The 13,794-nt window shown below is 60.7% G+C and carries 13 protein-coding genes; 2 read left to right on the forward strand and 11 right to left on the reverse strand.

Annotated features, from left to right (window positions below):
• Positions 1 to 8: 8 nt before the first annotated feature.
• The 8 genes from aspS to E8L22_RS15110 all read right to left on the reverse strand — a co-directional run bounded on the left by aspS (position 9) and on the right by E8L22_RS15110 (position 9,002).
• Positions 9 to 1,793 carry an aspartate--tRNA ligase gene (gene aspS / locus E8L22_RS15075; protein ID WP_136525932.1) on the reverse strand — a complete coding sequence of 595 codons (1,785 nt, stop codon included), beginning with the start codon at positions 1,791 to 1,793 and terminating at the stop codon, positions 9 to 11.
• A gap of 204 nt (positions 1,794 to 1,997) precedes the next feature.
• A complete protein-coding gene (locus E8L22_RS15080) occupies positions 1,998 to 2,720 on the reverse strand; it encodes a FadR/GntR family transcriptional regulator (protein ID WP_136525933.1) in 723 nt (240 codons plus the stop codon).
• A gap of 120 nt (positions 2,721 to 2,840) precedes the next feature.
• A complete protein-coding gene (locus tag E8L22_RS15085; protein WP_136525934.1) occupies positions 2,841 to 4,082 on the reverse strand; it encodes a (Fe-S)-binding protein in 1,242 nt (413 codons plus the stop codon).
• A 132-nt stretch (positions 4,083 to 4,214) separates the two neighbouring features.
• Positions 4,215 to 5,588, reverse strand: a complete 1,374-nt coding sequence (locus tag E8L22_RS15090; protein ID WP_136525935.1) for an FAD-binding oxidoreductase — start codon at positions 5,586 to 5,588, stop codon at positions 4,215 to 4,217.
• Positions 5,589 to 5,664: 76 nt separating this feature from the next.
• Positions 5,665 to 6,357: an LrgB family protein gene (locus E8L22_RS15095; RefSeq protein ID WP_136525936.1), complete on the reverse strand. Its 693-nt coding sequence runs from the start codon at positions 6,355 to 6,357 to the stop codon at positions 5,665 to 5,667.
• A complete protein-coding gene (locus tag E8L22_RS15100; RefSeq protein WP_136525937.1) occupies positions 6,354 to 6,719 on the reverse strand; it encodes a CidA/LrgA family protein in 366 nt (121 codons plus the stop codon). Before E8L22_RS15100 ends, E8L22_RS15095 begins: the two co-directional genes overlap by 4 nt.
• A 139-nt stretch (positions 6,720 to 6,858) precedes the next feature.
• Complete coding sequence (locus E8L22_RS22070) at positions 6,859 to 7,101, reverse strand: L-lactate permease (protein WP_136526119.1); 243 nt, start codon at positions 7,099 to 7,101, stop codon at positions 6,859 to 6,861.
• Positions 7,053 to 9,002 (reverse strand): L-lactate permease, encoded by a 1,950-nt coding sequence (locus E8L22_RS15110; RefSeq protein ID WP_136525938.1) that lies wholly within the window; start codon positions 9,000 to 9,002, stop codon positions 7,053 to 7,055. Before E8L22_RS15110 ends, E8L22_RS22070 begins: the two co-directional genes overlap by 49 nt.
• Before the next feature lie 450 nt (positions 9,003 to 9,452).
• Here E8L22_RS15110 and E8L22_RS15115 point away from each other — a divergent pair, with 450 nt between their 5' ends.
• Positions 9,453 to 10,001: a LutC/YkgG family protein gene (locus tag E8L22_RS15115; protein WP_136525939.1), complete on the forward strand. Its 549-nt coding sequence runs from the start codon at positions 9,453 to 9,455 to the stop codon at positions 9,999 to 10,001.
• Positions 10,001 to 12,133 carry an L-lactate dehydrogenase (quinone) large subunit LdhH gene (gene ldhH, locus E8L22_RS15120; RefSeq protein ID WP_136525940.1) on the forward strand — a complete coding sequence of 711 codons (2,133 nt, stop codon included), beginning with the start codon at positions 10,001 to 10,003 and terminating at the stop codon, positions 12,131 to 12,133. Before E8L22_RS15115 ends, ldhH begins: the two co-directional genes overlap by 1 nt.
• A 74-nt stretch (positions 12,134 to 12,207) precedes the next feature.
• Here the strand turns inward: ldhH and E8L22_RS15125 are convergent, their stop codons facing one another.
• From E8L22_RS15125 to E8L22_RS15135, 3 genes are all read right to left on the reverse strand, one after another.
• Entirely contained in the window at positions 12,208 to 12,435 is a 228-nt protein-coding gene (locus tag E8L22_RS15125; RefSeq protein WP_136513848.1) for a hypothetical protein, read from the reverse strand.
• A 333-nt stretch (positions 12,436 to 12,768) separates the two neighbouring features.
• Positions 12,769 to 13,362: a YceI family protein gene (locus E8L22_RS15130; protein ID WP_246044689.1), complete on the reverse strand. Its 594-nt coding sequence runs from the start codon at positions 13,360 to 13,362 to the stop codon at positions 12,769 to 12,771.
• 190 nt (positions 13,363 to 13,552) lie between these two features.
• Positions 13,553 to 13,747: a GSU3473 family protein gene (locus E8L22_RS15135; protein ID WP_136525942.1), complete on the reverse strand. Its 195-nt coding sequence runs from the start codon at positions 13,745 to 13,747 to the stop codon at positions 13,553 to 13,555.
• Positions 13,748 to 13,794: the final 47 nt, after the last annotated feature.

A 13,794-nucleotide genomic window follows, 5' to 3' on the forward strand; every position in this document is an offset into this window, starting at 1 on the left:
GCCCCTTTTTACTGTTTGACGGCGAGACGGATACCCAGGTCGCGCAACTGCAGCGTATCGACGCCGGAGGGAGCTTCGGACATGAGGCAGGCACCCTTTTGCGTCTTCGGGAAGGCGATGACGTCGCGGATCGATTCGGAGCCGGTGATGAGCATCATGAGACGATCAAGGCCGAAGGCGATGCCGCCGTGCGGCGGGGTGCCGTACTCGAGGGCGTCCAGAAGGAAGCCGAACTTGCCGCGGGCGTTCTCCTCGGAGAGGCCGAGCATCTTGAACATCAGGGACTGCACCTCCTCCTGATGGATCCTGATGGAACCGCCGCCGATCTCGTTGCCGTTCAGCACGAGGTCGTATGCCTTAGCGCGGCAGCGGCCGGGATCGCTCTCGACGTACTGCAGGTCCTCGTCCATCGGCGCGGTGAAGGGGTGATGCACCGCAGCCCAGCGCTTCTCCTCGTCGTCCCACTCAAGCAGCGGGAAATCGGTGATCCAGACGAAACGGTACTCGTTCGGGTCGGTGAGCCCCATCTTGGCGGCCAGGTGGTTCCTGAGCTTGCCGAGGGAGTCGTTGACCACCTTCGGTTTGTCCGCGACGAAAAGGAGCAGGTCCCCTTCCTCGGCGCCGAAAGCCTTGTCCATGGTGGCGATCTCTTCCGGGGTGAAGAACTTCGCGATCGGGGACTGCCACCCTTCCGCGGTCATCTTCACGTAGGCGAGCCCCTTGGCGCCGTAGATCTTGGCGAATTCGGTGAGGTCGTCGATCTCCTTGCGGCTCATGGAGCCCGCACCCTTCACGTTCATCCCCTTGACGATGCCGCCGCCGCTCACCACGTCCGCGAAGACCTTGAAGCCGGAGTTCTTTACGATGTCGGAGAGCTCGACAAGCTCGAGGCCGAAGCGCAGGTCCGGGTTGTCCACGCCGAAGCGGCGGATCGCCTCCTGGTAGGTCATCCTCTGGATCGGGAGCTCGACCTTCACGCCGCGCGCCTCGGTGAAGATGCGGGCCATGAGCCCCTCCATCACGGTGATGATGTCTTCACGGTCGATGAAGGACATCTCGCAGTCGATCTGGGTGAACTCGGGCTGGCGGTCGGCGCGCAGGTCCTCGTCGCGGAAGCAGCGTACGATCTGGAAATAACGGTCGAAACCGGAAACCATGAGGATCTGCTTGAAGAGCTGCGGGGACTGCGGCAGCGCGTAGAAGTCACCCTTGTTGATGCGCGAAGGCACCAGGAAGTCGCGGGCGCCCTCGGGGGTGGACTTGGTGAGGAACGGGGTCTCGAGCTCGAGAAAACCGTTGTCGGTCAGATACTGGCGGGTCAGCTGGGCGACCTTGGAGCGCAGGATCAGGTTCTGCTGCAGCTGACCGGTCCTAAGATCAAGGTAGCGGTACTTGAGGCGGATGTTCTCGTTCACGTCGACGAAGCCGTCCAGCGTGAAGGGGAGCGTCTTGGAGGGGTTCAGGAGCTTGCACTCCTTGACCAGCACCTCGATCTCGCCGGTCTTCATCTTCGGGTTCACGGTCCCTTCCGGGCGGGCCGCCACGGTCCCCTTGATGGCGAGGACGTATTCGTTCCTCGCGCCCTCGGCCTTTCCGTGTGCATCGGCGTTTCTTTCCGGGTCGAAAACCACCTGGGCGATGCCGTCCCTGTCGCGCAGGTCAACGAAGATGAGACCGCCGTGGTCGCGCCGCTTGGAGACCCACCCCATCAGGACCACATCCTGACCGATGTGCTCGGCCCTCAACTCGCCGCAATAACTGGTTCTCTTCCAATCGCCCAGAAAATCTATCATGTAAACCCTCCTTGGTTTTATCTGCAGGGAAATAAATCGCGTAACTATAACTAAAAAGAAAATTTGCTTCAACCAAAAAGGAGCCCGCGGCAAGCCCTTTAAAAGGCATAACACGCGGCGCTCAAAGCAGCGAAGCCGGATGCAGAGGCAGAAAAGGCCCGGCAGAGATCTCTGTCGGGCCTTAAAGGTGGTTCGGGTAAAGGTCTATTCGGAGCCGCGCATCGATACGTAGACGGAGCAGCGCTTCTGAGCGAAGTCCAGGTGCTCTAGCATCGCGCCGCGGGCGCCGTCGGCATCCCGGTCCCGGATCATCTCGTAGATCTTCAGATGATGGTTGAAGAGCAGGCGCTGATCCTCTTCGGTTAAGTAGACGGCGCGCCAGACATCACGCTGGAATTCCTGCATCGCCTCGAAGATGCTCTGCATCATGTGCGACCAGACCACGTTGTGCGTGGCGCGGGCCACCAGCATGTGGAAATGGGCGTCGAAATCCTCGGAGTGCTTCAGCTCCTCGAGGTTCTTCCTCATCCCGTCGATCACCGCCTCCAGACGCCTGATGTCCTCGGGGAGCGCACGGGTAGCCGCATACCAGGCGGTCCAGGATTCCATCCCCTTGCGTACCTCGATGACGTCCAGAGCGCGGTCACCGTCGATGCGGATCAGTTCGGTGAGCGGCATGGCCGCCGTATTCTCCACCAGGGAGCGCACCAGGGTTCCGCCTCCCTGGTAGGTCTCGACGAGGCCGGAGGATGTGAGGATGTTCAGCGCCTCGCGCACCGAGGGGCGGGATACCCCGAACATCTCGGCCAGTTCGCGCTCGGGAGGAAGTTTCTCTCCCGGGTTGAATTCACCCGCCAAAATGGAGCTGCGGATCTGCTCGGCGATCTGCGTCGATACCTTTTTGGGTTTTATCGGCGTAAATTTCATGAAGGAACCGATACTACATTAGATAAGCTAAGGCAACATAATTTTTGGGCTCTAGACGCGCCAATGGCGTCAAATTGACGCACTCGGCGACGGATTTTGGAACCGGCTTTCACCCCTCTCTCAGGCGTTCATACTCATCTGCAGAAGCTCGGTCAGGTGAATCACCTTGACCGGCGGTGTCGCCTCGGAGAGGGCCTTTTTGAGCTGCAACAGACAACCGGGGTTGCTGGTGACGAGGTAGTCGGCACCGGTCTTTTGTACGTTTAAAACTTTGCGCGAAAGCACCCGGTCCGACATCTCCGGCTTCTCGATATTGTAGGTACCCGCCGACCCGCAGCAGGCGTCAGCCTCCGGGAGTTCGCGGAAGTCGATGCCCGGTATGAGGTTAATGAGGGTGCGCGGCTGGCTTCGGATCCCCTGGCAGTGCGCGATGTGACACGCGTCGTGGTAGGTCACCTTGAGCGGGAGCGGTTTCAGTAGCTCCTTAAGGGCGCCCGCCTCGCCGGCCAACACCTCGGAGATGTCGCGCACCTTCGCGCTGAAGGTGGTGGCCCCCTCTTCCCCGTCCAGGTGGTGACCGTACTTTTTGAGCTCCGCGCCGCAGCCGCCGCAGTCGGTCACCACGAAGTCGAGATCGTGCGACTCGAAGAGATCGGTGTTGAAGCGGGCCGCGTCCTTCAGCCCCTCCATGTCGTGCCCCAGCATGTTCGGGGCGCCGCAGCATTTCTGGTCCTTGGGGGTCACCACCTTGTACCCGAGAGCGGAAAGGAGCGTGACCGTGGCAAGACTAGCCTCGCTGAAGATGAGACTCATGACGCAGCCGAGGAAGAAGCCGGCCGTCCCCTTCTCCTTCCCCACCGCAGGAGTCACTTCCTTTATGGTCTGGCGCAGCGGCGCATCGGGTAGTTTCGGGAGGAGTCCCTCCATGCGCCCCAACGCCTCGGGGAACATCTTCAAAAGCCCGAGGGAGCGGACCACCTTCTGCAGGCCGGTTTTCTGGTACAGCCTGAGCGGCGCCGTGGCCGCCTCGAGACGGTCCGGGTGCGGCACGAGCTTTCTAAGGACCATGTCCTCCATGAGGGAGAGGCCCTTTTCGTTTTTCCGCTCACAGCGGAACTCGGCGACCAGTTCGCCTGCATTGACGCCGCAGGGGCAGGCCGAAGCGCACGCCTGGCAATCGAGACAGAGCGAAACGTACTCGAGGAACTTCTCGCTCTCCACGAGTTCCCCGTCCTGAAACTTGCGCACCAGCGCCACGCGGCCGCGCGGCGAGGCGGTCTCCAGGAAGGTCTCCTTGTAGGTCGGGCAGTGCGGCAGGCACATGCCGCAGCGCATACAGTTGATGAGTTTTACGTAATCCATAATGGCCTCTTTCTTAATGGTGCGTGCCGGCGGTCCGACTGGTCCGACTGGTCCGACTGGTCCGACTGGTCCGACTGGTCCGACTGGTCCGACTGGTCCGACTGGTCGTTGCTGGTCGCTGCCAGCGCCTGGCTAGAAGATCTTCCCGGGGTTCAAGGTTCCCCTGGGGTCGAACGCTCCCTTGATGCCGCGCATGACGCGCAGCCCGGACTCGCCCACGAGCTTCGGCAGGTACTTCTTCTTGGCAACCCCTACCCCGTGCTCACCGGTAATGGTCCCCCCAATGGCGATGGTCGCCTCGAAGATCTCGCCGAAGGCCTGGTGCGCCCTCTTGATCTCGTCCGGGTTCCGCTCGTCGGTGAGGCAGGTCGGATGCAGGTTGCCGTCGCCGGCGTGCCCGAAAGTGCCGATGAGCAGGTCGTACTTCTTAGCGGTGTCCTGGATCAGCTTCACCATCGGGGCGATGCAGCTCCTCGGCACGGTGGCGTCCTCAAGGATCGTGGTGGGACGCACGCGGGCGAGGGCGGAGAGCGCCACGCGGCGGGCGGTAGCGAGCTTCAGCGCCTCCTCGGGGCTTGCCGCGGTCTGGAAGAAGGAGCAGTGGTGCCGCTCGCAGATCTCCCTGATCCCCGCGGCGTCCTCCTCGACCTGTGCCGGGTGACCGTCCACCTCGATGAGGAGCACGGCGTCGACGTCAAGGGGAAGACCGACCTTCGCGTAGTCCTCGACGCACTTAATGGTGGTGCGGTCGAGAAACTCCAGAGTCGCCGGGATGATACGCGCCGCGATGATGTGCGAAACGGTGAGCGCCGCCTGCTCGAGTTGCGGGAAGTGCACCAGCATGGTCTTCTTCGTCTGCGGCTTGGGTATCAGCTTTACGGTGACCTCGGAGAAGACGCCCAGGGTCCCCTCGGAGGAGACGAGGAGCTGGTTCAGGTTGTATCCCGCCACATCCTTCACCATCTTTCCGCCGGTCTTCAGGATGTCGCCGTTGGCAAGCACGGTCTTCAGCCCCATCACGTAATCGTCGGTGACGCCGTACTTGAGCCCCCTGAGCCCCCCGGAGTTCTCGGCAACGTTGCCACCCATGGTGGAGATGTTCATGCTCCCCGGGTCGGGGGGGTAGAAGAGCCCCTTTGCCTCCACCTCGCGGTGCAGGGCCGAGGTGATCACGCCGGTCTCAACGGTTGCTGTCAGGTTTTCCTCGTCGATCTCGAGAATGCGGTTCATCCGGCTGGTCTGCAGCACGACCCCGGCGTCGAAGGAAATAGAGCCACCGGAGAGGTTGGTGCCGGAACCGCGCGGGGTGACCCTGATGCCGGAACCGTCGCAAAGCGCCATGACCCGGGCGATCTCTTCCGTGCATTTGGGAAGCACCACGACTCCCGGCCTGCTCTGCAGCTCCGGGGTAGAGTCGTAGCCGTAGCAGGCAAGCGATTCTGGGTCCGAAAGGGTATATTCCGCTCCTACTATCTCGGCGAGCGCCTTTATGAAACTGTTTTCCATGGCAATCGTTTCCTTTCTTGCCGGGACCGCCCAAGGGCTTCAGTCCCCGTTTTGTGGTGAACCGCAGAACCTGCCGTCAGTGCAGGAAAAGAGGCAGATAGTATGGTGCGACGAGCGCAGTGAATACGGCCGCGATGGCCATGGCGACGCCCCCCATCGCTCCGGCTGTTTCGTTTTCGAGAAGGGCCACGGCGGTCCCCTGCCCGTGCGAGACGGTGCCCAGGGCAAGGCCGCGAGCGACCGGGCTTTTAACGCGGCAAAGCGACAGAAGCGATGGCCCCATGATGGAACCGATCATCCCGGTGGCGACCACGAAGGCGGCGGTGAGACTCGCCTCGCCGCCGGTCAGCCGCGATATCTCCACCGCTATCGGAACGGTCACCGACTTGGGTCCCAGGGAGAGGAGCACACGGTCGCCGAGCCCCAGTCCCCTTCCAGCAACGAGGGCGGCAGCCATGGTGGTCAGGGAGCCGGCTACGACGCCGGACAGCACCGGGAGGGCGTGACTCTTCAGGACCCGGCGGTTGTGGTACAGCGGCAGTGCGAGGGCAACGGTGGCGGGCCCCAAGAGATAGGTCATGACGTCCTTCGCCGGCCGATACTCCTCCAGGGTCAGCCCCGTCGCCTGCAAAAAGGCGATGAGGGCCACGGTGCTTAAAAAAACCGGGTTAAAAAGCGGATGCCGGTAAGTAAGAAAAAGCCGGCGCGTCGCGAGATAGGCCCCCAGGGTGAGCGCCACGAAAAGGATGAAGAGAGGGAGGTTGTTCAAGGCTCCCTCCTCTTTTGCAGCAGTTGCACCGACGTTCCGGTGACCGCCACGCCGAGCGCCGCGCTTACCAGGAGGATGATGAGAAGTTCCAGACCGCTTTGGCGCATCAACGAGCCAAACGACATGAGCCCCACCGAGATCGGAATGAAGAAGAAGGCGAAATGCTTGAGCAGGAATCCGCTCGCGGTCTCGATGTAGCGAGGTTTAACGAGGCCGGAGGTCAGCAGGGCGAACATGATCAGCATCCCCGCGACGTTGCCCGGAAGGGCTAGATGCAGCGCCCCGACCAGGTACACGCCAAGACGAAAAACCAGCCACAACAGTGCGGTCTGCCAGATTATGTTCAGGAGGTTTCTTGCCATCGAGATGCTGCCTCTTTTGTGGGCTCCATCCCCTGCCGTCACTGAAGAAAAGGGCGTGGGGAAGGGACGGGGGTAATACAAACCTGCGGCAGTCGGCAGTCTTCCCCGGGAGGAACTCCTCCCGGGGAAGACTGCCGACTTACGGGATCATCCAGGGGAATACGTAGGCCTGCAGCGCCACGATGCAGCCCATCACCGTGGTGAGAAACAGGGCGTGCTTCAGGGTGAAGCGGAACAGGTTCCCCTCTTCGCCTACGAGACCGGTGGCGGCGCAGGCGACGGCGATGGACNAGTCTTCCCCGGGAGGAACTCCTCCCGGGGAAGACTGCCGACTTACGGGATCATCCAGGGGAATACGTAGGCCTGCAGCGCCACGATGCAGCCCATCACCGTGGTGAGAAACAGGGCGTGCTTCAGGGTGAAGCGGAACAGGTTCCCCTCTTCGCCTACGAGACCGGTGGCGGCGCAGGCGACGGCGATGGACTGCGGGGAGATCATCTTGCCCATGACGCCGCCGCTCGTGTTGGCCGCGCCGGTCAAAAGCGGGTTCATGCCGAGTTGCTCTGCGGTCACCTTCTGCAGTCCGCCGAAGAGGACGTTGCTGGAGGTGTCGGAGCCGGTCAGGAAGACGCCGAGCATGCCGAGGAACGGAGACAGGAACGGGAAGAGCGCGCCCGCTTTCGTGAAGGAGATGCCCATGCTGGTGGTCATGCCGGAGGCGTTCATCACGAAGGCAAGGCCGACAACGGAGGCGACTGTGACTGCGGGCCAGCGCATGTCGTACAGGGTCTTGCCCAGTACCTTGAAGAAGTCGACGATCCCCACACCGCAGATGAGGGCGGAGATGATGGCGGCGATGAGAATCGCGGTACCGGCCGCGGACATGAAGTTGAAGGTGAACTTGGCGGCGATCTTGGCAGGAAGCTGGTCGGAGAGTGCCTTGTCGAGTGCCTTGAATTGCGCCTTGTCCACCGCTTTGGATTCGACGATATCCTTCTGGAGTTTCTGCAGGTCCTTCTGCTTCTTATCCACCGCGTCGAAGGCGGCGAGGCGCTCGGTGGTCAGCACTGCCTTCCCAACAGGAAGGCTCTGCTCGACCACAAGGAGTTTGTCCTCCAGGCTCTGCAGTTCGGTGAGACCTGCGGCGAGTGCTGCCTGCTTGGCGTCGGCGGAAGAGAGAGAGGCTGCCTGTTTGGCTGCTTCCTCCTTCACCGCAGCAACCTTCTTCACCCCGTCTTCGGGCTTGGAAACCTTCTTCACGATGGCGTTATCGAGTCCGGCAATCGGGAGCACCACCTTACTCTTGTCAAGGGAGGTCTTGAGCGACGGGATGCCCCAAACAAGCACCATGATGGTCAGCGCCAGGTAGGGAGCCCAGGCGCGGAAGACCTGTGCACCGGTGTAGTCGTGGCTTTCCTTGCCGGAAAACTCCGGCTCGTGGTCGAAGGTCCAGACCGTGGCAGGCTGCCAGAACTTGAGCAGGATGACGAGGGCGGCCAGGGTGGCGAGCGATGCGGTCACGTCGGGGAGGTAGGGGCCAAGGTAGCTCGCGGTACCCCACTGGACACCGGCGAAGGTGACACCGCAGACGATGATCGCCGGGAGCACCTCGAGGGTCTTTTTGAGGCCGCACATGATGATGATTACGTAGAACGGTATGAACACGGAGACGAAGGGAAGCTGGCGCCCGACCATGGTGGAGAGTTTCATCAAGCCGCCGTCGTCGTACCCCATGACGCCGGCAAGCGCGACGACCGGAATCCCGATGGCGCCGAAGGCGACAGGTGCGGTGTTGGCGATGAGACAGACACCCGCAGCATAGAAGGGCCGGAACCCGAGACCGACAAGCGTCGCGCCCGCGATGGCGACCGGGGTGCCGAAGCCCGCCGCCCCTTCGATGAAGGCGCCGAAGCAGAAGGCGATCAGAAGAGCCTGCAGGCGGCGGTCACCGGTCAACCCGGCCAGCGAGGCACGGATGACCTCGAACTGCCCGCCTTTCACCGTTATGTTGTAGAGGAGGATCGTCGTGATCACGATGTAGAAAACGGGGAAGAGACCGAAGGCGGCGCCGTGGAAGGTGGCAAGCCCTGCCAGCTTGGCCGGCATCTGCCAGACGAAGATGGCGATGGCGACAGCCGAGGCGACGGCCAGCGGCCCCGCCTTGTGGGCCTTCATCTTGAAGACGGCGAGACAGACGAAGATGACGACGAGAGGGATGGCGGCAACCAACGCCGACATCGCGATACTTCCCGCGACGGGAGTGTAGCTCTGGATCCATGGCATGACTGTAGTTCTCCTTTGATTCGTGATGCTGGTATGGGCGGCAAAAAGATTGCGATTACGGGTGCATAAAAAATCATCAAAGCAGCGCGGCAGCGTCGGTAAGGACAAGAGACCCAGCGCCTGGAAGCCAGGAGAACCGGCCAATCAAACCAGGTTATACGTTTTGGTCAGGCCAATTAACCATCTTTTTATAACAGTGTCAAGTTTTTTCGTATTCAGCGACTAAATGGCTTTACTTACGCTTTTTTTTGGACTAAAGTACATTGGCCTTTTGGTAATATCAGTTATTTCATATGCCTTTTACGGAGTCTCCCGAACGAACGTATGACACAATAACAGAACAGCGTCGTGGCAATTTAAAACGGCTTTAGCGACGTGGGGTCTGTGAGACGACCGTACCGTGCGCCCCCAGAGGCGGGCAGAGAATAATCTAGATGGAGGGAAGTCAGCATGTTTGAGCAATTCAAGACCCGGGCGACAGGGGTCGGCGCCGAGGTCCATCGTGTCGTCACCCGCAGGGACGCCGTCGACTTCATCCTCGGTTTCCTGAAAAAGGAAGGGGTGTCCGATCTATCCGGCAGCTATGCCGTCTGGGCCGATGGACCGTTTCTGCGCGGTGTGGACCGAGAGCTTCTAAAACAGGTCCCAGGGCTCTCACTCAAGGTGACAAGGGAGCGCACGGCGCAGGCGAAGATCGGCATCAGCGAGATGAGCTTCGCCGTCGCCGATACAGGTTCCCTCGTGCAGGACCAGAGCGCAGTCGACCAGCGCCTCGCTTCCTCCCTGACCGGCATCCACGTCGCGATCGTCCCCTCCGCCAACATCGTCTGCGACAAGACAGCCCTCTTCTCCCGCATCTCCCCGAAGACAAGCCGGTATATCGCCTTCATCACCGGCCCGAGCCGCACCGCAGACATCGAACGCGTGCTCACCATAGGTGTACACGGCCCCGAGCGGCTCATCATACTCTTTGTCGACGAACTGGGAGGTGCTGCGTAATGAAGAAGGAATTCAAGGCATCGATCAACCGGGCACTCAACGACGCCAACCTCACCGGAGCGCTGGGCAAGTTTTCCGAGGCCTACCGGGTGAACCGGGCGAAGGCTTACGAGGGGATCGACTTCGAGGCACTGCGCGGCCGCATAGCCGAGGCGAAATCATCGGCGGCCTGCCACCTGGACGAGGTTGCGGAAGTCTTCAAAGAAAACGCCGAGGCGCTCGGCGCCAAGGTTTTCCGGACCAGCGACCCTGAACAGGTCAAGGAGTACATCCTGCAGGTCGCCCGTGACAACGGCGTGAAGAGCGTGGTGAAGTCAAAGTCGATGGCGAGCGAGGAGATCCACCTGAACAAGGCGCTCCTCAACGCGGGGATCTCCGTGGCCGAAACCGACCTGGGCGAATGGATCATCCAGCTCGCCGGACAGACGCCGTCGCACATGGTCATGCCTGCCATCCACCTGACCAAGGAGGAGGTGGCGGAGATCTTCAGCAAAGAGGTCGAGGAACGCCTGGACAGCGACATCCCGCGCCTGGTCAAGGTGGCGAGAAACGAACTCCGCCCCAAGTTCCTTGCCGCTGACATGGGGATCTCTGGAGCGAACATAGCCGTCGCCGAAACGGGTAGCATCGTGCTCGTCACCAACGAGGGGAACGCGCGGCTTACCACCACCCTCCCCCGCATCCACGTGGCCCTCGTCGGGGTGGAAAAGCTGGTTGAGAAGTTCGAGACGGTGGTACCGATACTCGACGCGCTTCCCAGGAGCGCCACCGCCCAGCTCCTCACAAGCTACGTCTCCATCATCACCGGCCCGTCCCCGAACGACGACGGCTCGCTCAAGGATCTGCACATCATCCTGATGGACAACCGGCGCACCGAGATGGCGCGCGACCCCAAGTTCAAGCAGGCCCTGCAGTGTATCCGCTGCGGCTCCTGCCTGAATGTCTGTCCCATCTTCCGCCTGGTGGGGGGGCACGTATTCGGAAAGATCTACACCGGCGGCATCGGCACCATCCTCACCGCCTGGTTCGATGAGCTGCAGAAATCCGAGGAGATCCAAGGGCTCTGCATCCAGTGCGGCAACTGCACCGAGGTCTGTCCAGGGAAACTCGACATCCCCGAGATGATCCTGGAGATCAGGCGCCGCCTTGTCCTCGAGAAGGGGCAGCCCCTGGCACAGAAGGCGATCTTCAGCGTGGTCAACAACAGAAAACTCTTCCACGGTATGCTGCGCGCCGCCTCGGTGGCGGGCAAACCGTTCACCTCCGGGAAGTTCATCCGCCACCTGCCGCTCTTTCTCTCCGACCTCACCGACGGCAGGAGCCTCCCCGCCATCGCGGAGAAACCATTCCGTGACATCTTCCCCGAGATCCGGCAGCCCAAGGGGGGTGAGAAGGCGGTATTCTACGCCGGCTGCCTGATCGACTTCGCCTATCCGGAAACCGGCATCGCCCTCGTCAAGCTCCTGAACAAGGCGGGGATCGAGGTCCTCTTCCCCGAGGAACAGACATGCTGCGGGGCACCCGCCCTGTACAACGGTGCCTACGAGGTCGCGGCCCACAACGCGGTCGACAACATCAAGGCACTCCTGGAGGTGGAGGCCAGGTACGTCGTGTCCGCCTGCCCCACCTGCACCGTCGCGCTGGCGCATGATTTCGCGAAGACCCTGCAGGACCAGGGACGCAGCGAGTGGCTGGACAAGGCAAAGGAGCTCGCCGAAAAGACAGTCGACCTATCGACGCTGGTGAAACGCCTGGTGGAAGAGGGACGACTCAGTTTTGAGGAAGGGGAAGACCTGGGCAAGATCACCTATCACGACTCCTGCCATCTGAAAAGGACGCTGAAGGTGTCGCAGGAGCCGCGAGAGCTGCTGCAAAAGGCGGGTTACGAACTGGCCGAGATGTACGAGTGCGACATGTGCTGCGGCATGGGGGGCTCCTACTCGATGAAGCTCCCCGAGATCTCCGCCCCGATCCTGAAACGCAAGCTGCATAACATCAAGGAAACGGGGGCTCCGCTGGTCGCCATGGACTGCCCTGGTTGCGTGATGCAGATCCGCGGCGGATTCGACCAGGACGGCGAGACGGTTCGGGTCCGGCACACCGCCGAACTCCTTGCGGAGCGGCTAAAATAGCAACCTCAACAGCCGGAAATGGAAAAAGCCGCTCGAAAGAGCGGCTTTTTTCGTTATAGCTGTGTGTTAAACCTTCACCCTTTAATCTTGGCTTCCTCCGGCTTAGCGAAGATGGCTTTGACTGCGCCTATTACCAGCATCGCTGCAGGTACCAGTTGGCCGGCTACGATGACTGCGGCAAACCCCATGAAGGCCCAGACGAGGAGGCCAGGCTCATCCGCCTGTGCGCCGTTGGCGGCAAATGCCGTTGTTGCAGATGCGGCTGTTGCGATGATCGTATTGATATATGTTCTCGCTCTCATGACATCCTCCTTTTGGACCTGTCGTTTTCTGCTGACTTACGATCAGCATCAAACATGCCAGGCCTTCAAAAAGAGTGCATTCAGAGAAAAAAGCTTGTCAAAACAGCAGATTACCAGCCATGCACGCGAACCAAGCGCAGAGCGATTGACCTTTAACTTGTATGTTTTTTCCATACACCTCGCACCGCCTCAGAATGCCTTACGACGGAGATATGGCTTAAATCACCGTAATCACATGTGAATCAGGCGGACAAGCGGGTGTATATGCGCCGCATGCGGGTCGGTTGATGGTGTAGTAAAAACGGGAGCGCCCCGGTGTGCCCCCTTCTCCGTCTACTTCGCCTTGACCATTTCCACCTCGATGTTGATGACGACCTCATCGCCTACCGCAACGCCACCGGCCTCGAGCATCTTGTTCCAGACCAGCCCGTAATCCTTCCTGTTGATCGTCGCCGTTGCCGAGGCCCCTCTTCGGATGTTGCCCATCGGGTCCCTGATCTCACCGCTGAGCCCTTCCACCTGCAGCACAACCGGCTTGGTGACGCCATGCAGGGTCAGGTTTCCCGCGACCTTGAACGTGCCGCCGGCTCCCTTCATGACGCCGGTGGACACGAAGGTCATGGTCGGATATTTCGCCACATCGAGAAAATCAGGGCTTTTGAGGTGGGCATCCCTTTTGGCAACCCCGGTATCGATCGAGGTCGTATCTATGGTCACCGTGGTTGAAGACTTTGTGATGTCCTTGTCGTCAACGTTGACCACGCCTGCAACCTTGCCGAAGCCCCCCTTGACGTTTGATACCATCAGGTGCCGCACTTTGAAGCCGACGTTGGTATGTTCCGGATCGATGTTCCACGTAGACGCGATGGCAAATACCGGTGCCATGATGAGAAACGCTGCGGTAAAGAATCCCGCCACCCTTGTCATAGCTGTTTTATGCATTGGTTCCTCCTCTTGAACGAACTGACGTTTAGACACAATGGAAAGAATACCATTTCGATCCTATTTGTCCAAATGAAAGAGAAGTGAGAGAGTGGCTCTGAAGAGAAAGCTGGGGAGCGATCTGGCGGGGAGATGAAACTGGCTTAGCTGCGTCTGGTTACGGCTTCGGCGGCGATCAGGCGGTGCCGGCCCTTCTTTCCTCGCCGCTGTACGTCGTGTTGCGCTGTGCGCGCACGGGGTCGACACCGATGCGGACCCATCCGGATTTACGCCGGAACCGGGTTATGGCGCCGCTCTTGATCAGGGGCTCCAGCATGAAGTCTTTTACGTAGTCGTACCTGTCGTCGTTGTAGCTCACCTGAATGAGCATAACGTCCTCCCATGTGGGGAAAAGTCTGTCGTCGTTTCGCGATGCGC

Origin of the sequence: Geomonas ferrireducens, assembly GCF_004917065.1 — a bacterium.
Lineage (GTDB): Bacteria > Desulfobacterota > Desulfuromonadia > Geobacterales > Geobacteraceae > Geomonas > Geomonas ferrireducens.